The sequence below is a fragment of the Streptomyces armeniacus genome (genome assembly GCF_003355155.1).
Taxonomy (GTDB): Bacteria; Actinomycetota; Actinomycetes; order Streptomycetales; family Streptomycetaceae; genus Streptomyces; species Streptomyces armeniacus.
Map to the genome: position 1 here is coordinate 370701 of NZ_CP031320.1, position 21791 is coordinate 392491.

Annotated in this window: 15 protein-coding genes; 5 read left to right on the forward strand and 10 right to left on the reverse strand. The window is 73.9% G+C overall.

Annotation, left to right across the window (positions count from 1 at the left end; genetic code table 11):
- Window positions 1-13 precede the first annotated feature (13 nt).
- Window positions 14-1414 carry an ABC1 kinase family protein gene (locus DVA86_RS01625; RefSeq protein ID WP_208875124.1) on the forward strand — a complete coding sequence of 467 codons (1401 nt, stop codon included), beginning with the start codon at window positions 14-16 and terminating at the stop codon, window positions 1412-1414.
- Between the two features lie 209 nt (window positions 1415-1623).
- Here the strand turns inward: DVA86_RS01625 and DVA86_RS01630 are convergent, their stop codons facing one another.
- From DVA86_RS01630 to DVA86_RS01645, 4 genes are all read right to left on the reverse strand, one after another.
- Window positions 1624-1950, reverse strand: coding sequence for a hypothetical protein (locus tag DVA86_RS01630; protein ID WP_208875126.1), 327 nt, complete (start codon window positions 1948-1950; stop codon window positions 1624-1626).
- On the reverse strand, window positions 1947-2309 hold the full coding sequence (locus tag DVA86_RS01635; protein ID WP_208875128.1) for a WhiB family transcriptional regulator: 363 nt from the start codon (window positions 2307-2309) through the stop codon (window positions 1947-1949). The genes DVA86_RS01630 and DVA86_RS01635 overlap by 4 nt, the downstream gene beginning before the upstream one ends.
- 132 nt (window positions 2310-2441) lie before the next feature.
- A complete protein-coding gene (locus DVA86_RS01640) occupies window positions 2442-2729 on the reverse strand; it encodes a hypothetical protein (protein WP_208875130.1) in 288 nt (95 codons plus the stop codon).
- 147 nt (window positions 2730-2876) lie between these two features.
- Window positions 2877-5084, reverse strand: a complete 2208-nt coding sequence (locus tag DVA86_RS01645) for an ATP-dependent DNA helicase UvrD2 (RefSeq protein WP_208875132.1) — start codon at window positions 5082-5084, stop codon at window positions 2877-2879.
- A gap of 231 nt (window positions 5085-5315) precedes the next feature.
- On the opposite strand from DVA86_RS01645, the gene DVA86_RS01650 reads away from it, so the two are divergent.
- Window positions 5316-5573, forward strand: a complete 258-nt coding sequence (locus DVA86_RS01650) for a mycoredoxin (RefSeq protein WP_208875133.1) — start codon at window positions 5316-5318, stop codon at window positions 5571-5573.
- 83 nt (window positions 5574-5656) lie between these two features.
- Here DVA86_RS01650 and DVA86_RS01655 read toward each other — a convergent pair whose 3' ends face one another.
- Entirely contained in the window at window positions 5657-6082 is a 426-nt protein-coding gene (locus tag DVA86_RS01655; protein ID WP_208875135.1) for a winged helix-turn-helix transcriptional regulator, read from the reverse strand.
- Window positions 6083-6181: 99 nt separating this feature from the next.
- On the opposite strand from DVA86_RS01655, the gene DVA86_RS01660 reads away from it, so the two are divergent.
- A complete protein-coding gene (locus DVA86_RS01660; RefSeq protein ID WP_208875136.1) occupies window positions 6182-6802 on the forward strand; it encodes an NAD(P)-dependent oxidoreductase in 621 nt (206 codons plus the stop codon).
- A 73-nt stretch (window positions 6803-6875) separates the two neighbouring features.
- On the opposite strand, the gene nudC is transcribed toward DVA86_RS01660, so the two are convergent.
- From nudC to DVA86_RS01685, 5 genes are all read right to left on the reverse strand, one after another.
- Window positions 6876-7814, reverse strand: a complete 939-nt coding sequence (gene nudC / locus DVA86_RS01665; RefSeq protein WP_208875138.1) for an NAD(+) diphosphatase — start codon at window positions 7812-7814, stop codon at window positions 6876-6878.
- Between the two features lie 73 nt (window positions 7815-7887).
- Window positions 7888-9291, reverse strand: a complete 1404-nt coding sequence (locus DVA86_RS01670) for a dipeptidase (RefSeq protein WP_208875140.1) — start codon at window positions 9289-9291, stop codon at window positions 7888-7890.
- 10 nt (window positions 9292-9301) lie between these two features.
- Entirely contained in the window at window positions 9302-12805 is a 3504-nt protein-coding gene (locus DVA86_RS01675) for an ATP-dependent DNA helicase (RefSeq protein WP_208875142.1), read from the reverse strand.
- 149 nt (window positions 12806-12954) lie between these two features.
- A complete protein-coding gene (locus tag DVA86_RS01680) occupies window positions 12955-16353 on the reverse strand; it encodes an ATP-dependent helicase (protein ID WP_208875143.1) in 3399 nt (1132 codons plus the stop codon).
- A gap of 179 nt (window positions 16354-16532) precedes the next feature.
- Window positions 16533-16943 carry an MGMT family protein gene (locus DVA86_RS01685; RefSeq protein WP_208875144.1) on the reverse strand — a complete coding sequence of 137 codons (411 nt, stop codon included), beginning with the start codon at window positions 16941-16943 and terminating at the stop codon, window positions 16533-16535.
- Window positions 16944-17137: 194 nt separating this feature from the next.
- Here DVA86_RS01685 and DVA86_RS01690 point away from each other — a divergent pair, with 194 nt between their 5' ends.
- Window positions 17138-19894 carry a lysylphosphatidylglycerol synthase transmembrane domain-containing protein gene (locus DVA86_RS01690; RefSeq protein WP_425470739.1) on the forward strand — a complete coding sequence of 919 codons (2757 nt, stop codon included), beginning with the start codon at window positions 17138-17140 and terminating at the stop codon, window positions 19892-19894.
- A gap of 203 nt (window positions 19895-20097) precedes the next feature.
- Entirely contained in the window at window positions 20098-21720 is a 1623-nt protein-coding gene (locus DVA86_RS01695) for an alpha/beta hydrolase (protein WP_208875146.1), read from the forward strand.
- The last annotated feature ends 71 nt before the right edge of the window (window positions 21721-21791 follow it).

Below are 21791 nucleotides of genomic sequence, written 5' to 3' on the forward strand. Positions count from 1 at the left end.
GTTGGAGGGGCGCATGTCTGATCTTCCCCGCAAGGCGGTCACCCGTACCGCCAGGCTGGCCGCGCTGCCGCTCGGGTTCGCGGGGCGGGCCACCTGGGGGCTCGGCAAGCGGATCGGCGGCTATTCTGCGGACCTCGTCGGGCACGAGCTGCAGCAGCGCACGGCGGAGCAGCTGTTCAAGGTGCTCGGCGAGCTCAAGGGCGGGGCGATGAAGTTCGGGCAGGCGCTCTCCGTCTTCGAGTCGGCGCTGCCGGAGGAGGTCGCCGGGCCGTACCGCGCGGCGCTGACCAAGCTCCAGGAGGCGGCGCCGCCGATGCCGACCGGCACCGTGCACGCGGTGCTGGCGGAGCGGCTCGGCGAGGACTGGCGCGACCTCTTCGAGGAGTTCGAGGACAAGCCCTCGGCGGCCGCGTCGATCGGTCAGGTACACCGGGCCGTGTGGCACGACGGGCGCGAGGTCGCCGTGAAGGTGCAGTATCCCGGCGCGGGCGAGGCCCTGATCTCCGACCTCGCCCAACTGGGGCGCTTCGCACGGCTGCTGGGGCCGCTCATCCCGGGCATGGACATCAAGCCGCTGATCTCCGAGCTGCGGGAGCGGGTGACCGAGGAGCTGGACTACGAGCTGGAGGCGGAGGCGCAGCGGGCCTACGCCGAGGAGTTCGCCGACGACCCCGACGTGTTCGTGCCCGACGTGGTGCACCAGAGCGACCAGGTGCTGGTGACCGAGTGGATGGACGGCGTGCCGCTGTCCGAGGTGATCTCGGACGGCGGGCAGGAGGAACGGGACCGCGCGGGCCAGCTGCTGGCCCGGTTCCTGTTCGCGGGCACGGCCCGTACGGGCCTGCTCCACGCGGACCCGCACCCCGGCAACTTCCGGCTGCTCACCGGTGGCTCCGCACCCTCCGGGAACGATGGCCCGCCGTCCGAATGGCGCCTGGGAGTCATGGACTTCGGCACGGTGGACCGGCTGCCAGACGGGCTGCCGCCGACCATCGGCACCGCGCTGCGGATGACGCTCGACGGCGAAGCGGAGGAGGTGTACGGCCTGCTGTGCGACGAGGGCTTCGTCAAGGAGACGATAGAGCTGGACCCGGCGGCGGTCCTGGACTATCTGCTGCCGATCATCGAGCCCGCGCGTGCGGAGTCGTTCGACTTCGACCGCGGCTGGATGCGGGAACAGGCCGGGCGGATCGCCGACCCGCGTTCGCCCGCACACCAGTTGGGCAAGCAGCTCAACCTGCCGCCGTCGTATCTGCTGATCCACCGCGTCACGCTCAGCACCATCGGGGTGCTGTGCCAGCTGGGGGCCACGGTCCGGATGCGGGACGAACTCGAGGAGTGGGTCCCCGGTTTCGAGCCGTCACCACCAACTGGAGTCGATGCGGCCCTCGATGGCACGGAGGTGGGCGCGTGAGCACTCCTCACAGAAGTACCGCCGGTCTCCGTTCTCCACGGAGCAGACCCATGTCACCGGTGTCTCCTCGGCGGTAGTGCCGCAGAGGGCGCAGACCGTCCTGCCGGTCGTCTTCTCGTCCACCTTCACGAAGATAACCCCCGGCACACGAAGGAACCGGGGCGCAACGCCCCGGTTCCTCCCTCGGTCATCTGTCCTGCCCTTCAGGCTTACTGCATGACCGCCATGGCGATCGCGCGGCGAGCCCGCAGCGAGGCGCGTTCAGCACGGCGCTGCAAGCGGCGTGCCGACACCACGTGCAGCGCCCTGCGTTCGGACTCGGCCTCGCGGATGCGTGCGTCCATATGGGCGCGCGCCAGTGATTCTGGCAAGAGTTGCATGTCTCGGGTCCTCTTCTGAGGTGACGCCTCCGCGGTCGTCTGGCGACGGGCGGCGGTGTCGGTGGTGGATGTCTTCATCGTCGGATCCTGCTTCGGAAGGTGACGCAGCTGAGGGTCGTGCGTCGACGGCTGACTGATCGTTCCCGGGGTGTTCATGCCACGACCGGGTTCTTCCGCGGACGTCCGCGCGGACGCTTCCGCGGCACGACAACGCCCTGGACGAACAGCTCGCCACCCCAGACGCCCCACGGCTCACGCCGGTCCTTGGCGCCGGCGAGGCAGGCCTCACGCAGCGGACAGGTCTGGCAGAGCGACTTGGCGTACTCGACGTCGGCGGGCGATTCGGCGAAGAAGACCTCGGGGTCGTAGGAGCGGCAGGGAACGGCCACACCGAGGCGCTCGATGGCGTCGTCGAGCTCGGTGAGAGTCGTGAGCGGGGCGGTCAAGGTGTCCTCCGTGGCATCAGGTGGCATCAGGTCGGTGGTCGGTGACGGGGCGTGCGTCTCGGTCTGCACTGTCGTCTTCCTCGTCTTTCGGTGTCTGTTGTCTGGTCGGCCCGGCTGGTGGCCGGGCTGGGGCAAACAGAAGGGCCGCGGATCCCGGTGTGGGTTCCGCGGCCCTGGAAGGTGCCGACCTGATCTTGCCGGTCAGGCTGGATCTCTCCAGGGATCGTGGCCACGGAAGGCCCACATCGTGTGCTGCTGCGTCTTCTGGCTTCCTTCGCCGGCACCATTGGCCGCCGCAAAGGCGGAGACATACGCCTGCGCCTGTGCCGCTACCGCCAGTGCCTTCGTCGGTCGCTCATTGCCGCCGAGCCGCATGTCGCCACCCGCGCGGACGCCGGACACACCGGTGCCGACGAGACGGAAGACGGGCAGGCAGGAGGCGACGACCGAGTGATCGGTCAGTTTGACGGTCTGGATGATCTCGCTCACTTGGCTCGCCTCCTCTCGGCGTTTCGGGGACCGGCCGGGGCTGGTCCGAAGATGTTCAGCGTTCAGTACAGCATGGAAAGTGTGGAGCGAGAAGCCCCGCCCTCTCCATGTCCGGAAGGCTATGAGGCTCCGTGCTGCCCACGCAAACTATTTTTCCGTCTCTTCTGTAACAGCCTCCGTGACGGGCTCCTCGCCTGCGCACAGCGCCAGAACGGCCGCCCCGAAGCGATCCAGCTTGCGTGCCCCGACGCCGGAGATCCGGGACAGCTCCGCCTCGCTGTCCGGCACCGTCTCGGCGATGGCCATCAGCGTCTTGTCGGTGAAAACGCAGTACGCGGGCTGGCCCAGCTGCTGCGCCTGCCCCGAGCGCCACTCCCGCAGCCGCTCGTACAGCTCCTCGTCGAGATCGGACGGGCAGCCCTCGCAGCGCATCAGCTTCATCTCGCCCGCGTCGGTCAGCGTGCGGCCGCACACACGGCAGCGCACCGGTCCGCGGCGCTTGCGGGACCGGCCGCGCTCGACGCCACCGTCACCGCCCGCCGTACGGGCGCCCGAGGCGGACGAGCCGGGCCGCAGCCCGTTGAGGAAGCGGCTCGGGCGGCGGCTGGCGCGACCGCCCGGCGAACGGGACAGCGCCCAGGACAGCCCGAGATGAGTACGGGCCCGGGTGACGCCGACGTACAGCAGCCGCCGCTCCTCCTCGACCTGCTCGTCCGTCTTGGCGTACGTGATCGGCATCATGCCCTCGGTGAGACCGACCAGGAAGACGGCGTCCCACTCCAGGCCCTTCGCCGAGTGCAGCGAGGCGAGGGTCACGCCCTCGACGGTCGGGGCGTGCTGCGCGTTCGCCCGCTCGTCCAGCTCCGCTACGAGATCGGCGAGCGTGGCCTGCGGGCGCGCCTTGCGGAAGTCCTCCGCCAGCCGCACCAGAGCGGCGAGCGACTCCCAGCGGTCGCGGGCCGCGCCGGAGCCGGCCGGCGGCTCGGTGGTCCAGCCGCGGGACGTGAGCACCGCGCGCACCTGGGACGGCAGGTCCACCGCGTCCTCGAGCAGCGGGTCGTTGCCGCCCGCGCGGGCCGCCCCGCGCAGCGCGACCCCGGCCTCGCGCACTTCGGCGCGCTCGAAGAAGCGCTCGGCGCCGCGGAGTTGGTACGGCACACCGGCGTCGGCGAGGGCCTGTTCGTAGATCTCGGACTGGGCGTTGATGCGGTAGAGCACCGCGATGCCGCTCGCGGGCACGCCGCTGTCGATCAGCTCGCGGATGCGCCGGGCGGTGCCCTCGGCCTCGGCGGGCTCGTCCGCGTACTCCGCGTAGACCGGGTCCGGGCCGGGCCCTGTCTGCGAGATGAGCTCGAGCCGGTGCTCGGCGGCCCGGCCGCGAGCCTGCCCGAGCAGACCGTTGGCCAAGTGCACGACCTGGGGCGTCGAACGGTAGTCCCGGACGAGCTTCACCACCGTCGCGTCCGGGTGCTTGGTGCGGAAGTCCAGCAGGTGGTCCGGGGAGGCGCCGGTGAACGAATAGATCGTCTGGCTCGCGTCCCCGACGACGCACAGGCTGTCCCGGTCCCCCAGCCACAGCTCCAGCAGCCGCTGCTGGAGCGGGCTGACGTCCTGGTACTCGTCGACCACGAAGTGCTGGTACTGCCCGCGCACGGTGTCGGCGATGTCCGGCCGGTCCTGGAGCACGCCCACCGTCAGCAGCAGCACGTCCTCGAAGTCGATCACCGAGCGGTCCCGCTTGAGCTGTTCGTACAGCGCGAAGATCCTGCTCGTCTCCGCCGGGTCACGCGGCGCCTCGCGGCTGGACTTCGCCACCGCCGCCGGATAGTCCTCCGGCGTGGTCTGCGTGACCTTGGACCACTCGATCTCGCCCGTGACATCGCGGAGTTCGTTCCGGTCGAGCCGGATACGGGAGCGCGCGGCCGCCTCGGCCACCAGCTGGATCTTCCGCTCCAGCAGCTGCGGCAGCTCGCCGCCCACAGCGCGCGGCCAGAAGAACTGGAGCTGGCGCAGCGCCGCCGAGTGGAAGGTGCGGGCCTGGACGCCCGTGGCACCGAGCTGGCGCAGCCGCCCGCGCATCTCGCCCGCGGCGCGGTTCGTGAAGGTGACGGCGAGGACGCTCGCCGGGGGCAGCATGCCGGCCCGCACGCCGTACGCGATGCGGTGCGTGATGGCGCGGGTCTTGCCCGTGCCCGCGCCCGCCAGCACGCACACCGGCCCCTGCAGTGCCGTGGCGACCTCGCGCTGCTCCGGATCGAGCCCGTCCAGCACGGCGTCGGCGTCCCGCGGCGGTTCCACGTGGTCGGGCCGGCCGGGAGTGGGCGGGAAGAGAGTGGCGTCCGTTGCTGCAGTCACCCCACCATGCTGTCAGGTCTCCGGAGACCACCGGGCCGGTTGTCCACAGCTGGGCCGGATTGTTCGTACGAATACGGGTGGGGCGCCGCGAGCGGTCCGGCGTTCCGGGGCGCACGGGCCCGGGGTTCCGGAGCGCATGGGCCCGGGGTTCCGGAGCGCTCGGGAATGGTTCCGCGGGTCCGCACGTTCCCCTTCTGCCATCGCCGATCACACGAAGGAGCGCGAGCACCCATGCCCGGAACCGTGACCATGTACAGCACCACCTGGTGTGGCTACTGCCGTCGGCTCAAGGGCCAGATGGACCGCGAGGGCATCGCGTACACGGAGATCAACATCGAGCACGACGCGGAGTCCGCGGCCTTCGTGGAGAAGGCGAACGGCGGGAACCAGACCGTCCCCACCGTTCTCGTGGTCCCCGAGAGCGGCGGCGAGCCCGCCACGATGACGAACCCCTCGCTGGCCCAGGTGAAGGCCGCGCTCGCGGCCTGAACGGGCCCTGAACGGGTCCTGAACGAACGCTGTCTGCACGCGCACACCGCGGCGGCGGGGCGGGGCCGTCGGGGTCAGCCCCGTCAGCCCCGCCCCGCCGCCGCGGCAGTGGCACGGCCGTCCCGCGTACGGCCGTCCTGCCCGTGCCCGTCCCGCCCGTCACCGTCGTGCCGGTCACGCGCCTCCATCACGGCGCTCACATGCTCCTCGGCCCAGTCGCTGATCATCATGATCGGCGCCACCAGCGAATGGCCGAGCGGCGTCAGCGAATACTCCACCCGCGGCGGCACCTCCGCGAAGACCTGCCGGGTCAGCAGCCCGTCCCGCGCCATCGCGCGCAGCGTCTGCGTGAGCACCTTGGCCGTCACGCCGCCGATCCGGTCGCGCAGTTCGGTGAACCTGTGGTCCCGCTCGCTCAGCGCGAGCACGACCAGCACCGACCACTTGTCGCCTATCCGGTCCAGCACCAAGCGCGTCGGACAATCCGGGTCGAAGCTGTCACCTCTCATGGTTTCCAAAGTACACCAAGGGTCCTTTGAAGTAACCGGTATCCGATGGATACCGTCTCCTCACACGCTGACGACCACAGCGCTCAAGGAGGTATTGCCATGAGGATTCTGCTGATCGGCGCCACCGGGATGATCGGAAGCCGGATCGCGGCCGAGGCCCGCGCCCGCGGCCACGAGATCACCGGGGCCACCCGCAGCGGCACGGACGGCACGAAGGTGTTGCACGCCGACGACGCCGAGGCGGTCGCCGCCGCGGCCGCCGGGCACGACGCCGTCGTACTCGCGGTCTCACCGCCGCGCGACGGCAGCGACCCCATCGGCCCCACGCTCGCCACCGGGCGCGGAGTGCTGGAGGGCGTGCGCTCGGCGGGCGTACGCCTTGTGGTGGTCGGCGGCGCGGGTTCGCTCGAAGTCGCCCCGGGCGTACGCCTGGTGGACACGCCGGACTTCCCCGAGGCGTACAAGGCGGAGTCGCTGGCCCATGCGCAGCTGCTGGACGAGATCCGTGCGGGCGCCGAGGGGATCGACTGGACGTACATCTCCCCCGCCGCCCTCATCCAGCCCGGCGAGCGCACGGGCACGTACCGGACCGGCGGCGACGAGCTGCTGACGGACGACAAGGGCAACAGCACCATCAGCGCCGAGGACTACGCCGTCGCGCTCGTCGACGAGCTGGAGAAGCGCGAGGCGGCGGGCCGCCGCATCGGCGTCGCGTACTGAACGGGCGGCGCAGCGTGGCCGGGACTCAGCGCGGCCGGGACTCAGCGCGGCCGGGACTCAGCGCGACCGGGACTCAGCGCGGGCGCGGCAGAGGCTTCCCGTACCAGAGCTCCACCAGGCGCGCCGCGATCGATATGCCGGACAGCGGCAGCACCTCGCCGGACTCGATCGCGGCGCCCAGCTCGTCCCGCGAGAACCAGCGCGCCTCCTCGATCTCCTCCCCGTCCACCCGCACTTCGGGCGACGTGGCGCGGGCCATGAAGCCCAGCATCAGGCTGGAGGGGAACGGCCACGGCTGGCTGCCGACGTACTCGACGTCGCCGACCGCCACACCCGCCTCCTCAGCGACCTCGCGGACCACGGCGCGTTCGATCGACTCGCCGGGCTCCACGAAGCCGGCGAGCGTCGAGAAGCGCCCCTCCGGCCAGTGCACCTGGCGGCCGAGCAGCGCCCGGTCCTCGTCGTCGGTCACCAGCATGATCACGGCGGGGTCGGTGCGCGGATAGTGTTCCGCGCCGCAGGCGGGGCAGCGGCGGATGTGGCCGGCGGCGGCGATGACCGTACGTTCACCGCAGCGGGAGCAGAAGCGGTGCAGGCGCTGCCAGTTCTCCAGGGCGACGGCGTGCACGAGGAGTTCGGAGTCGCGTTCGGACAGGAGCGCGCCCGCCTCGCGCAGGCCGGCGGGGCGGGCGGCCTCGTCCATGCGGCCGGGCAGCGAGTCCTTCTGCAGCGCGAAGTACCGCACGCCGTCGTCGCCGGTGCCCAGGAAGTAGCGGTGCGACTCGGTGATGGGCGCGTCGAACGTGCCCATCGTCACCAACTCCGTACGGCCGTCCGCCGTGTCCTCGACGAGGGCCTGGCCGCCGGAGACCACGAAGACGCGCGTCGTCGGGTGGCTCCACGCCGCGGCCAGCCACGCCTCGTCCAGCCTGTGGTGGGCGGAGCGGTCGATACCGCCGTCGCCGGTCAGCGTGATCGGCCGTTCGGCGGTGCGGTCGGTCCAGGTGGTCACAGCGGCTTCCCGATTCCCTTCGTCGTCAGCGTCGTCGGTCGTGGCGCGTGGGGCGGTGTCGTCGTACGTCGGTTCAGGGGGCGGCGCTCCAGTGTGCCGCGAGGTCTCCCCAGAGGTACGCGGCGGCTTCCGCGCCCTTCATCAGCAGGTCCAGCTCGACCTTCTCGTCCGGTGCGTGCCAGCCGTCCGACGGTACGGAGATGCCCAGGAACAGCACCGGAACACCCAGCACGTCCCGCAGATCCGCGGCCGGGCCCGAACCACCCTCCCGAGTGAAGCGGACCGGCTTCCCGAACGCACGGGCCATCGACCGTACGACCGACTGCAGCGCCGGGTGGTCGAGCGGGGTGAGGCACGGCCGGGTGGCGCCCGTGAACGTGATCTCGTGCCGTACGCCGGGCGGCAGCGCGCCCGCCACCCACTTCCGTACGAGCTGCTCGATCCGCTCCGGCCGCTGGCCCGCGACCGTACGGAAGGACAGCTTCAGCTCGGCGTGCGCGGGGACCACCGTCTTGCCGCCGGGCCCCTGGTAGCCGCCGGCGATGCCGTTGACCTCGGCGGTGGGGCGGGCCCAGATCCGCTCCAGGGTGGTGTACCCGGCCTCGCCGAGTGGGGCGTACGAGTGGGCGCCGCGCAGCCAGGTGTCCTCGTCGAACGGGAGCTCGGCGAAGAGTGCGCGGTCGCGCGCGGTGAGCTCCTCCACGCCGTCGTAGAAGCCGGGGACGGCGACCCGGCGGTTGGCGTCGTGCAGCCCGGCGGCGAGCCGGGCGGCCTCGGTGGCGGGATTGGGCACGGCGCCGCCGAAGGAACCGGAGTGGATGTCCTGGTCGGGCCCGCGCAGTTCGATCTGGCACTCGACGAGGCCGCGCATGCCGGTGCAGACGGTCGGGGTGTCCGCGGACCACATGCCGGTGTCGGAGACGATCGTCACATCGCAGCGGAGCCGCTCCGCGTGTGTCTCGACCAGCTCCCGGAAGTGTTCCGAACCGGCCTCCTCCTCGCCTTCCACAAGCAGCTTCAGATGCACCGCGGGGGCGGTGCGCCCGGTGGCGGCGAGGTGCGCGCGGACGCCCAGGGTGTGGAAGAGGACCTGGCCCTTGTCGTCGGCGGCGCCGCGTCCGTACAGCCGGCCGTCGCGCCGCACGGGCTCGAACGGCTCGCTGTGCCAGCCGTCCTCGCGGGCGGCGGGCTGCACGTCGTGGTGCCCGTACACGAGGACGGTGGGGGCCTCCGGGTCGTCGGACGGCCACTCCGCGTAGACCGCCGGGTGGCCCGGGGTGTCCCAAACCTCCACGTCCGTGAAGCCGGTCTCCGTCAGTTTCGCGGCCAGCCAGGCGGCGCTGCGGCGGACGTCGCCCGCCCGCGCCGGGTCGACGGAGACGGAGGGGATGCGCAGCCAGTCCGCGAGGTCGTCGAGGAAGGTGTCACGCGCGCCGTCGACGAAGCCGCGGACGGCGCTGTCCGGGGGGCTGCTCATGGGCCAGAGCCTAACCGTCCGGTGGAGCGGGCCCGGCATCCGGCCGCTCCCCTGGGGCGGGGCCGGGCTCGGGGAACAGGTCCGGTTCGGGTTCCGCTTCCGGGTCCGGATCAGGTTCCGGTTCGGGGTCCGGTCCGGGGTCCCAGCCCGGGTCCAGTTCCGGGTCCGCCTTCGGCGGGTCCCGCAGCAGCCGCTCCAGCTCGGTCCGCCCAGGCAGCGACGCCGGACGGACCAGCTCACCGCTGCGTACGTACAGGAACGCGGCGCCGACCGCCTCCAGCGGGACGCCCTGCTGCTCGGCCCAGGCGAGGCGGTAGACGGCGAGCTGGAGCGGATCGGCGCTCCGGCCGCGGCCCGTCTTCCAGTCGACGATCTCGTACGTCGCCTCCGCACCGTCCGCAGCGGCCGTACCGTCGCGGTAGACCGCGTCGATGCGGCCGCGGACCGTACGGCCGCCCAGCGCGAGCTGGAACGGGACCTCCACGCGGTACGGCGTGCGGTGCGCGTACTCGGTGCGCTCGAACGCCGCCTTCAGCTCCGCCAGATCGCGCTCGTCCTCGATCTCCGCCGCCGCGTCCCCGAGGGCGCCGTCCGCGCCCGGCAGTTCGTCCGGGCCGAGCATCGGCAGGGTCAGCTCCTCGAACCGCGACTCGACCCAGGCGTGGAAGCGCGTGCCGCGCCGCGCGGCGGCGGGCTGCGGCGGGCGCGGCATGGGGCGGGCCAGTTCGCGCGCGAAGCCGTCCGGGTCGGCGGCCACCCACAGCAGCTGCGAGGCGGACAGCGACGCGGGCAGCGGCACGTCGTGCACGGTGGCGCGGGACCGGCGCAGCTCGGCCGCGAGCGCGTCGAGGTCGCGGTCCCAGGACCCCGTGAGCCGCGCCTCCTCGGGTGTGAGCTCGGGCGAGCGTACGGCGGCGGGCTCCGGCGCGCGTACGGGCGCGGGCTCCGGCGCGGGCACGGCACCCGCCTGCGCCTCCTCCCCCGAGCCCGAGTCCGCGTCCGCGTCCGGATCCAGCCCCTCCAGCCGCGCCAGCACCCGCCCCGCCGCCTCACGCCGCCGCAAGAGCGCGGCGGGGTCCAGCGGCATCGGCCAGGCGCGCTCCTCTGCGGGCTCGTCCAGCGCCGGGTTCGTGGCGCTCTCCGCGGGCTGCTCCGCCCACACCTCCACCTCGCCGTGCGCCGGGTCCTCCTCGCAGTGCGCGCGCAGCGCCTCCAGGAAGCCGGACGGCCCGCGCGGCTTCTTCTGGCTGGGCCCCCACCAGTGCCCCGACCCGAGCAGCAGCGAACGGGCGCGCGTGAACGCGACGTAGCCGAGCCGCAGTTCCTCGGTGGCCTGGTGTGCGCGCAGCTCGGTGTCGTAGTCCTTGCGCGCCTTCGCCGTCCACTCCTCGATCCGGGGCAGCGTGCCGGCGTCGCCGCGCAGCGGGTGCGGGAGGACGCCGGGGCGGGTGAGCCAGGAGTCGCGGGACTGCTCGCTGGGGAAGTGCCCGGACACCAGTCCCGGGGTGGCCACGACGTCCCACTCCAGCCCTTTCGCCTTGTGGGCGGTGAGCACCTTCACCGTGTTCTCGCCGCCGGGCAGCGAACCGTCGAGGCCCTTCTCGTACTGCGCCGCCGTCCGCAGGAAGCCGAGGAACGCGAGCAGCGTCGCCTCCCCGTCCAGTCCCGCGAATCCGGCGGCGATGTCCAGGAACGCGCTCAGCGTCTCCCGGCGGCGCGCGGCCAGCGCGTGCGGTGACGCGGACAGCTCCACCTCCAGCCCGGTGACGGCGAGCACCCTGTGCAGCACGTCCATCAGCGGGTCGGCGAGGGAGCGCCGCAACTCCCGTATCTCCGCCGCGAAACGGGCGAACCGGACGCGTGCCTCCGCCGAGAACGGCAGCTCGTCGCCGTATCCGTCACGGCCCTCCCCGGCCAGGAACGTGTCCAGCGCGTCCGCCAGCGAGATCACCTCGGTGGGGTCGACGCCCTCGACCGCCGCCGCGAGCCGCCGTTCGCGGTCCTGCTCCCCCTCGTCGGGGCGGCGTACGAGCAGCCGCGCGCGCCGCCCGAGCAGCGCCAGGTCGCGGGGGCCGATGCGCCAGCGGGGGCCGGTCAGCAGGCGTACGAGGGGGGCGTTCGCGGTCGGGTCCTGCAGCACCTCGCACATCGCGACGAGGTCGGCGACCTCCGGGAGGTGCATGAGCCCGGACAGCCCGACCACCTCCACGGGCACCTCGCGGGCCACCAGCGCGCCCTGGATCGCGGCGAAGTCGCCGCCCGTACGGCACAGGACGGCGATCTCGCCGGGCGGCGTGCCCGTACGGACGAGGTGGGCGACCGAGTCGGCGAGCCAGTCCAGCTCCTCGGCGTGCGTCGGCAGCAGCGCGCAGCGGACCCGCCCGGCGTGCTCGGCGCCGGGCGCCGGGCGCAGCGCCTGGACGCCCTCGTGGCGGGCGCGGAGCGGGGCGGCGAGGCCGTTGGCGAGGCGGAGCAGCCGGCCGCCGCTGCGCCGGTTCTCGCTCAGCGCGAGGCGGGGGGCGGGGCGGCCGTCGGCGTGCGGGAAGTGGCCGGGGAAGTGGTCGAGGTTGGCGACGGAGGCGCCGCGCCAGCCGTAGATCGCCTGGCACGGGTCGCCGACGGCGGTCACGGCGTGCCCGGTGCGGTTGCCGAAGAGGCCCGCCAGGAGGACGCGCTGGGCGACGGACGTGTCCTGGTACTCGTCCAGCAGCACCACCCCGAACTCCGCCCGCAGCGCCTGTCCCACCTCCGGCACGTCGCGGGCGAGCGTGGCGGACAGCTCGATCTGGTCGCCGAAGTCCAGCCGGTCGCGCTCCCGTTTGCGGGCGCGGTACTCCTCGACCAGGCCGAGAAGTTCGGTGCGGCCGAGCGCCGCCTGGGGGATCTTGCGCAGGTCGCTGTTGGTCAGCTCGGCGTCGTCCAGCGCGGCGAGCAGCTCGCGGTCGTACGCGCGCAGGCGGCCCGTCGGCACGAGGTGTTCGGACAGCTCGGCGTCGAGCGCGAGGAGGTCGCGTACGTGCGTGCTGAGCGCGTTCCGCAGCCCCTCGAACGGGCCGCTCGCCGCGGCCAGCACGCTCGCCGCGAGCTGGAACCGGGTGGCGTCGGCGAGCAGCCGGGCGCCGGGTTCGAGGCCGAGCCGCAGCCCGTGCTCCTTGAGGAGGCGGCCGGCGAAGGCGTGGTACGTGAGGATCTGCGGCTCGCCGGGCGCGTGGTCGGGGTCGGCCGGGTCGGGGTCGGTGACCCCCGCCCGTACGAGTGCCGACCGCACGCGCTCGGCGAGCTCGGCGGCGGCCTTGTTGGTGAAGGTCAGGCCCAGCACGCGGTCCGCGGCGACCTGTCCGGTGCCGACCAGCCAGACGACGCGGGCGGCCATCACGGTCGTCTTGCCCGACCCGGCGCCCGCGACGATGACCTGCGGTGCGAGGGGTGCGGTGATGCAGGCCGTCTGCTCAGGGGTGAACGGGATGCCAAGGAGTTCCTTGAGCTGTTCGGGGTCGCTGAGCTGTACGGGCACACACGAGACGCTAGCGGTCGGCACCGACAAGGGGCGCGGGAGTGGCGTTTCCAGGTGATTCGCCCGGATTCCGTACGGGGTTCACGGGGCGGGGAGTTGAGCCCCGCGCGCCCCCGCTCGCGCCCCGCCCGCCCGGCGGCGTACGGCGCTCACTCGATGATCTGGCGGCCCTCCGGCTGCGCCGAGCAGGCGCCGCGGAAGGTGCAGAAGGTGCAGTGCGCGCCGGTGGTCGGGACGAACCGTTCGTCCAGGACGCGTCCCGCCGCCGTCGCGAGCAGCTCGCCGATCCGGTCGCCGTCCGGGGGTACCTCCCGGGCCGAAGGCCCAGGCGGGGGCACCTCCCGGGCCGAAGGCCCAGGGGGAGGTTCCTGCCGCTGGACGGCGGGCAGTTCGTCGCCGCCCTCCCGGCGGGGGGCGCCGAGCCGCAGGTGGACGAGTTCGGCGCCGCCCGGCTCCGGGCGGCGGTCGCCGAACAGCCCGTCCGCGGCGCCCTCGCGTACGGCCAGCTGGTAGACGGCCAGTTGCGGATGGTGCTCGATCTCGGCGGCGCTGGGCTTGGCCTTGCCGGTCTTGAAGTCCACGACGTACGCCCGCCCCTGGGCGTCGCTCTCCACCCGGTCCATGCTGCCGCGGATGCGGACGGCGAACTCGCCCGCCTCCAGCGTCACGTCGAAGCCGTGCTCGCTGCCGACCGTACGGCGGCCCTCACCGCGCTCCATGACGTGCCAGCGCAGGAAGCGTTCCAGCGCGGCACGCGCGCTCTCCTTCTCCTGCCGGGACTTCCACGGCGCGTCGAACGCCAGCCCGTCCCAGACGGAGTCGAGCCGTTCCATCAGGACGGCCAGATCGGCGGGCGTGCCTCCGGAGGCGACCTCGTCGGCGAGCACGTGCACGACGTTGCCGAAGCCCTGCGCCGCGCTGGCGGGCGCGTCCGCCTTCACCTCGCGGCCCAGGAACCACTGGAGGGAGCAGGTCTGGGCGAGCTGTTCCAGCGCGCTCCCGGAGAGCGCCACCGGCTGCTCGCGGTCGCGCAGCGGCACCTCCGAGCGCGTCGGCTCGTACAGGCCCCACCAGCGCTGCGGATGCGCCGCCGGTACGAGCGCGTGCCCCTCGTCGTCGCGCAGCGCGGCCAGCCGCGCCAGCCGCTCCGCCGCCGCCTCGCGCAGCGCGGCGGACGCCGCGGGGTCGACGGTCGTGGCACGCAACTCGGCGACGAGCGCCGCCACGGACAGCGGGCGGCGCGGCCGGCTGGTGACGGCGCGCGGCTCCACGCCCAGCTCGGTCAGGAAACGCGACGGCTGGTCGCCGTCGTCCGCCTGCGCCCGTACGGCGGTGACGACCAGCCGCTCCCTGGCACGGGTCGCCGCGACGTAGAACAGCCGCCGCTCCTCCGCGAGCAGCGCCGCCGGGGTGAGCGGCTCGGCCAGCCCGTCCCGGCCGATGCGGTCGGCCTCCAGCAGCGAGCCGCGGCGCCGCAGGTCCGGCCACAGGCCCTCCTGTACGCCGGCGACGACGACGAACCGCCACTCCAGGCCCTTGGCGCGGTGCGCGGTCATCAGCCGTACGGCGTCGGGGCGTACGGCGCGTGCGGCGAGCGTGTCGGCGGCGATGTCCTGGGCGTCGATCTCCTCCAGGAAGTTGAGCGCGCCCCGGCCGCCGGTGCGCGCCTCCGCACGGGACGCGGCGGCGAACAGGGCGCACACGGCGTCCAGGTCGCGGTCCGCGTTGCGCCCCGCCGCGCCGCCACGCAGCGCCGCCCGCTCCAGCCGCTGCGGCCAGGGCGTACCGTCCCAGATCCGCCACAGCGCCTCCTCGGCGGTGCCGCCCGCGGCGAGCAGGTCGCGCGCCTCGCGCAGCAGCAGCCCGAGGCGCTGCGCGCCGCGCGCGTACGCCGGGTCGTGCGCGACGAGGCGCTCCGGTTCGGCGAGCGCCTCGGCCAGCAGCGTGTCGGACGGGCGCGGCACGGCGTGGCCCGCGGCCCGCTCCTCGTCGCGCAGCGCGCGGCCGAGGCGCCGCAGGTCGGCGGCGTCCATGCCACCGAGCGGTGAGGTGAGGAGGGTGAGGGCCGTCTCGGTGTCGAGGGGACCGGCGGCAGGCTGGTCACCGTCACCGTCACCGTCCGCGGCCTGAACCGTCTCCCCTTGCGCCGTCTCCCCCTGTGCCGCCGACGCCGCACGCGCCGCCGTACGGAGCGCCGTGAGCAGCGGGGCGACGGCCGGTTCGTGGCGCAGCGGGAGGTCGTCGCCGTCGATCGCGAGCGGCACGCCCGCCGTGGTCAGGGCGCGCCGTACGGACGGTATGGAGCGGCCGCCCGCCCGCACGAGCACCGCCATCTCACGCCACGGCACCCGCTCCTCCAGGTGCGCGCGGCGCAGCAGGTCGGCGATCGTGTCCAGCTCCGCGCCCGCCGTCGGGCAGGTCACGGCGTCGACCCGGCCGCCCTCGTGCACCGGCCTGAGCGCGCGGTGGGCGCGTACGGCGTCGGCGGGGAGCCGGGTCAGCGGCATCCGGCGGGTGATCTCGCGGGTGGCCTTGAGCAGTTCCTCGCCTGAGCGCCGGTTGGTCTCCAGCACCTCGACGGGTGCCGGCCGCCCGTCGGGGCGGCGGAAGCTCGTACGGAAGTCGAGGATGCCGTTGATGTCGGCGCCGCGGAACGCGTAGATCGACTGGTCCGGGTCGCCGAACGCCGTCAGCGTCCGCCCGTCCCCCGCGAGCGCGCGGAGCAGCCGTACCTGGGACGGGTCGGTGTCCTGGTACTCGTCGACGTACACCGCGTCGTACGCGCCGCGCAGCTCCCGCGCGACGTCCTCGCGGGCGGCGAGGAGGACCGCGCGGTGGACGAGTTCGGCGTAGTCGAGGACGCCCTGCGCGTCCAGCACGTCCAGGTACTCGGCCAGGAAGTCCGCCGCCGCCACCCAGTCGGGCCGGCCCGTACGGCGGGCGAACGCGCCCAGCGCGTCCGGGCCCAGGCCCAGTTCGCGGCTGCGGGCGAGCACCGCGCGCACCTCGTCGGCGAAGCCGCGGGTGGTCAGGCAGGCGCGCAGCTCGTCCGGCCAGGCGACGCGGGCGCGGTCGCCGGCCTCCAGCTCCAGCTGCCCGGCGAGCAGTTCGCGGATGTAGAGGTCCTGCTCGGGTCCCGACAGCAGCCGCAGCGGCTCCGCGAACAGGTCGGCGTCCTGGTGCGCCCGTACGAGCGCGTAGCAGTACGAGTGGAACGTCGTCGCCTGCGGCGCGCCCGGGGCGCCGACGCGGGCGGCCATGCGGTCCCGCAGCTCGACCGCCGCCTTGCGGCTGAAGGTGAGCACCAGGATGCGCTCCGGGTCGCCGCCGCGCCGCACGCGCTCGGCGACGGCCTCCACGAGCGTGGTGGTCTTGCCCGTCCCCGGCCCGGCGAGGACGAGCAGCGGGCCCTCCCGGTGGTCAACCACCGCACGCTGGCGTGCGTCCAAGGCAGGGAGATCCACGGGCTCCGGAGGCGTACGCACCAGGCGGTACGCGCCGGCCCGTGGCGCGGGCCGGTGCGTCGTGGACGGGATGGAGGAGCTCACGTGGGTCGCCTAGGGGAGGGTCTGTGCTGCGTGGTGCAGACGCTACGCCAGCGTGCGCACGAGTCGCAGCGCGTTCCCCGGGTCCCCCGCGTGACGCGTGTCCCCCGTACGGGCGGCGCGCTGGCTGCGTCCGTGCGTCATGACGGAAGCTGGTATCTGTGAGCAGGCCAAACCGGCGGTCAGTGGTGCGCGCCGTCCCACCGGGCCCGGCGTATGTCGAGCCGCGGGAGGTGGCCCTCCGTCGTGCGCCCGGCACCGCGGAGCGGTGTGCCCTCCGCGCGGTACCGCTCCATGGCCTCCAGTTCGTGGCCGGGCAGCAGCACGCCGTCGGCGCGCACGATCCGCCACCAGGGCACCGCGCCGCCGTACAGCGCCAGCACCCGGCCCACCTGGCGCGGGCCGCCGGTGCCGCGCCGGTCGCGCTCCTCGTCCTCGTCTCTGAGCCACTCGGCGACGTCGCCGTACGTCAGCACGCGGCCCGGCGGGACCTGTTCGGCGACGTCCAGGACCCGTTCCGCGTACTCGGGCAGTTCCGGCGGTTCCGGCAGTTCCGGCAGCCCGGCCGGCTCCGGCGGCTCGCTTGCTCGCATGGCGGACATGGTGCCGTACGGCACCGACAGCGCCGGCGCGGTGTTAGGAATCTCGCGCCGCCGGAATGCGCCCTCTTGCCCCCTCTGGCCGCACGGGCGTGCCACCATCTTCCCGGCGGTGACGAGTGATACGAGACCAGGACGAGACGGCGACCGGGCCGCGGCGGGGGACAGAGCCTCAGCACGAGGGGGCGTTGCCGGCCGTCGGCACGTCCGAGCACGGGGAGAAGCGGCTGAACGAGCCGGAGGAGCGCGCACCCCACGAGCGCGCGCGGGACGCAGACGACGCTCAGGACGGGCACGGGAACGCCGCGCGCGACGACGCCGCAGACGGTGACGGCGCCCGCGACGGCGCCCGCGGCCCGGACGGCGCCGGCGGCGGCGGCGACCACATCGACAGCGACGAGCCGCTGCTCCCCGCCCGCGTGCACCGCCCGTCGGACCTCATGCGGATGGTGCTCGGGCTGCTCGGCATCGCCATCGTGCTCACCATCGCTGCGTTCGCGCACGGCACCACCGCGGGTCTCGAGGACGACGTCAAGAAGGGCACCGAGCAGGCGCCCGCCCTGCTGATCAGCCTCACCGGGCTGGCGGCCAGCGTCGCCGTCCTGCTCGTCCCGGTCGCGTTCGCCGTCGAACGGCTGGTCAAACGGGACGGGTTGCGGATCGCCGACGGCGTGCTCGCCGCCGTCCTGGCACACGGCATCTCGCTGGCCACGGACCTGTGGGTGACGGAGGTGGCACCGCGTTCGATCCAGGACGCGCTGACCAAGCCGCTCTCCGACGGCGCCGTCACCACACCCGTACACAGCTATCTGGCGCCGGTCATCGCGTACATGACGGCCGTCGGCATGGCCCGCCGCCCGCGCTGGCGGGTGCTGCTGTGGGGCGTGCTGCTGCTGGACTCGTTCGCGGTGCTCATCGCGGGCTACTCCACGCCCTTCTCGATCACCGTCACCGTGCTGATCGGCTGGACGGTGGCGTACGCGACGCTGTACGCCGTCGGCTCCCCCAACGTGCGGCCCACCGGCCAGAACCTGCTCGCCGGGCTGCGCCGCGTCGGGTTCCACCCGGTCAGCGCGCTGCGCGTGGAGGAGGCCGACACCGAGCAGCCCGACACGAACGACCGGGGCCGCGGCTACCGCGTCACCCTGGAGGACGGGCCGCCGCTCGACGTCACCGTCGTCGACCGGGAGCGGCAGGCGCACGGCTACTTCTACCGCGTGTGGCGCCGGCTCGCCCTGCGGGGCCTCACCCAGCGCCGCAGCCTCCAGTCGCTGCGGCAGGCGCTGGAGCAGGAGGCGCTGCTCGCGTACGCCGCCATCGCCGCCGGGGCCAACGCGCCGCGCCTCATCGCGACCTCCGAACTCGGCCCGGACGCCGTGATGCTGGTGTACGAGCACACCGGCGGCCGCAGCCTCGACTCGCTCCCGGACGACGAGATCACCGACGAGCTGATGTGCCGCGCCTGGCGGCAGGTCGAGGCGCTCCAGTCGCGGCGCATCGCACACCGGCGGCTGACGGGGGAAGCACTGCTGGTGGATCGTTCCGGCACGGTCATCCTCACGGACCTGCGCGGCGGCGAGATCGCCGCGGGCGATCTGCTGCTGCGGATGGACGTGGCGCAGTTGCTGACGGTGTTCGGCCTGAGGGCAGGCGCCGAACGGGCGGTCGCGGCGGCCGTCAGCGTGCTCGGCCCGGACGCGATCGCGGACAGCCTTCCGCTGCTCCAGCCGATCGCGCTCAGCCGCAGCACCCGGCAGACGCTGCGGAAGCTGTCCCGGGACCGCGCGCAGCGCGAGCGGGAGGCCGTCCTGGAGGCGTCCCGCAGCCAGAAGGAGGCGAAGGGCAGCGTCGGGCCGCGCTCGGCGAGCGACCGCAAGTCGCTGCGCGCGGAGCAGCGGGCGCAGAAGAAGGCCATCGACGAGGCGCTGGAGGAGGCCCGCGAGGAGGATCTGCTCGTACAGATCCGGCAGCAGGTGCTGCTGATCCGCCCGCAGGCCCCGATAGAGCCCGCGCGGCTCGAACGCATCAAACCGCGCACCCTGGTCAGCTTCATCGCCGGCGCGCTCGCCGCGTACTTCCTGTTCTCGCAGCTCAGCCACGTGCAGATCGACCAGGTGGTGGCGCAGGCGCAGTGGGGCTGGGTGGCCATGGCGCTGCTGTTCTCCTCGCTCACCTATGTGGCGGCGGCGACGGCGCTGCTCGGCTTCGTGCCCGAGAAGGTGTCGTTCCTGCGCACCGTGCTGGCGCAGGTGGCCGGTTCGTTCGTGAAGCTGGTCGCCCCCGCGGCGATCGGCGGTGTGGCGCTCAACACGCGCTTCCTGCAGCGGGCGGGCGTACGGCCCGGGCACGCGGTGGCGAGCGTCGGGGCGTCGCAGCTGTTCGGGCTGGGCAGCAACGTCGTCCTGCTGATGATCTTCGGCTATCTGACGGGCACGGAGCACACGCCGACGTTCTCGCCGTCCCGCACGGTCATCGCGGGGCTGCTGACGGCGGCGGTGCTGGTGCTGATCGTCACGGCCGTGCCGTCGCTGCGGAAGTTCGTCTCCGAGCGGGTGCGGTCGCTGTTCGCCGGGGTCGTGCCGCGCATGCTGGACGTCGTGCAGCGGCCGAAGCAGCTGCTGTCGGGACTGGGCGGCACGCTGCTGCTGTCGCTGGCGTTCGTGATGTGCCTGGACGCGTCCGTACGGGCCTTCGGCTGGAACGAGATGAGCTACGCGACCGTCGCCGTCGTCTTCCTCGCGGGCAACGCGCTGGGCTCGGCGGCGCCCACCCCCGGCGGTCTGGGCGCGGTGGAGGCGGCACTGATCGCGGGGCTCATCACGTTCGGGGTGCCGAAGGAGATCGCGACGCCGGCGGTGCTGCTGTTCCGGCTGATGACGTTCTGGCTGCCGGTGCTGCCGGGCTGGATCTCGTTCACGCAGCTGACGCGGAAGGGCGCGCTGTAGCGGTCCGGGGCGCTGTAGCGGTCGGGGAGCGCGTACGGGCGGCGGCGCGCACGGGGCGCGTACGGGCGGGGGCCGCGCGGGCCGCCACCCGTACGCACCACACCGCGCGCCGCGGGGCGCACCGGCGCGCAGGATGACACTCCTGGCCACCCGGCACGTACGCGGGCGGCGCCCACCCTCTACCCGCGCCCGGGAGTCGCCGCATGCTCCGTCCCGCCGCCGTCCGCACCTCCGCCCTGACCTGTGCGGCCCTGCTCGCCGCGACCGCCGCCCTCACCGGGTGCGGCGGCTCCGGGGGCGACGGCGGCGGGGAGCCGCTGGACCCGGCCGGTGACGAAGCACCGGCCGTACGGTCCACCGCGCGGCTCCCGGCGGAGTTCACCGGGCAGCGGCTGGACTGGGCGCCCTGCAAGGGCCGCGCCGGTACGGAGGGCGCCGCGCCGCCGCCCCTCCCCGACGGCACGCCGTGGGAGTGCGCGACGCTGAAGGCGCCGCTGGACTACGCCGAGCCGCGCGGCGGCACGATCGACCTCGCGATGGTGCGGGCGGCGGCCGTACGGCGCGGCAGCGGCGGCGGCCCGCGCGCCGGCTCCCTCCTCTTCAACTTCGGCGGCCCAGGCGGCTCCGGCGTGACCGCCCTGCCCGCCTTCGGCACCGGCTACGACAAGCTGCGCGCCCGCTACGACCTCGTGAGCTTCGACCCGCGCGGCGTCGGCCGCAGCGCGGGCGTGACCTGCCTGGACGACCGGAGCCTCGACGCGTACTTCGCCGCCGACTGGACGCCCGACACCAAGGCCGAGGAGCGGCGGCTGCTCAGCCGCCAGCAGCGGTTCGCCGACGGCTGCGAGCGGCACTCCGGCCGCGTACTGCCGCACATCGGCACCCTCGACGCCGCCCGCGACATGGACCTGATGCGGCACGTGCTCGGCGACCGGAAGCTGCACTACTTCGGCTTCTCGTACGGCACCGAACTCGGCGCCGTCTACGCCCACCTCTTCCCGCGCAGGGTGGGCCGCGCCGTGTTCGACGCCGTCGTGGACCCGGCGAAGTCGCCGGAGGAGAGCGCGCTCGGCCAGGTGAAGGGCTTCCAGCTGGCGCTCGGGAACTACCTCGCCGACTGCGCGGAGAAGGGCGCCGACTGCCCGCTCGGCACCGACCCGGACCGCGCCGAGCGGGGGATCGCCGCGCTGCTCCGGCGGCTCGACGCCAAGCCGCTGCCCGCCGGCGGCGGCCGCAAGCTCACGGAGTCGCTCGCCGCCTCCGGCATCGCGCAGGCCCTCTACTCGCCCGACCTGTGGGACCACCTCTCCGGCGGCCTGAAGGAGGCCGAGCGGGACGGCACCGGGCGCACCCTGCTGATGCTCGCGGACGCGATGAACGGGCGGGACGCGGGCGGCCGTTACGACACCCTCCAGGCGTCGCTGCTCGCCATCGGCTGCGCGGACGAGCGGCAGCGGTACGGGCCTGACGACGTACGCACCGCGCTCCCCCGCTTCCGAGACGCCTCGCCCGTCTTCGGGCCCACGTCGGCGTGGGCGCTGAGCGCCTGCGACGGCTGGCCCGTCGACGGCCGCTGGAACAGCCCGGACGTCTCGGCCGAGGGCGCCGCGCCCGTGCTGCTCGTCGGCACGACGGGCGACCCGGCGACACCGTACGGCGGCACGCGGCGGATGAAGGACCGGCTGGGCGCGGGCGTGGGCGTGGAGCTCACCTACCGGGGCGAGGGGCACGGCGCGTACGAGAGCGGCGACCGGTGCGTACGCGGCACCGTCGACGCGTACCTGCTGCGGGGGAAGGTGCCGGAGGACGGCAAGAGCTGCGGCTGACCGCGGGGACGCGAAGGGGCGGGCGCGGAGGCTCGTACGCCCCGCGCCCGCCCGAACGCTCTGCCAACTGC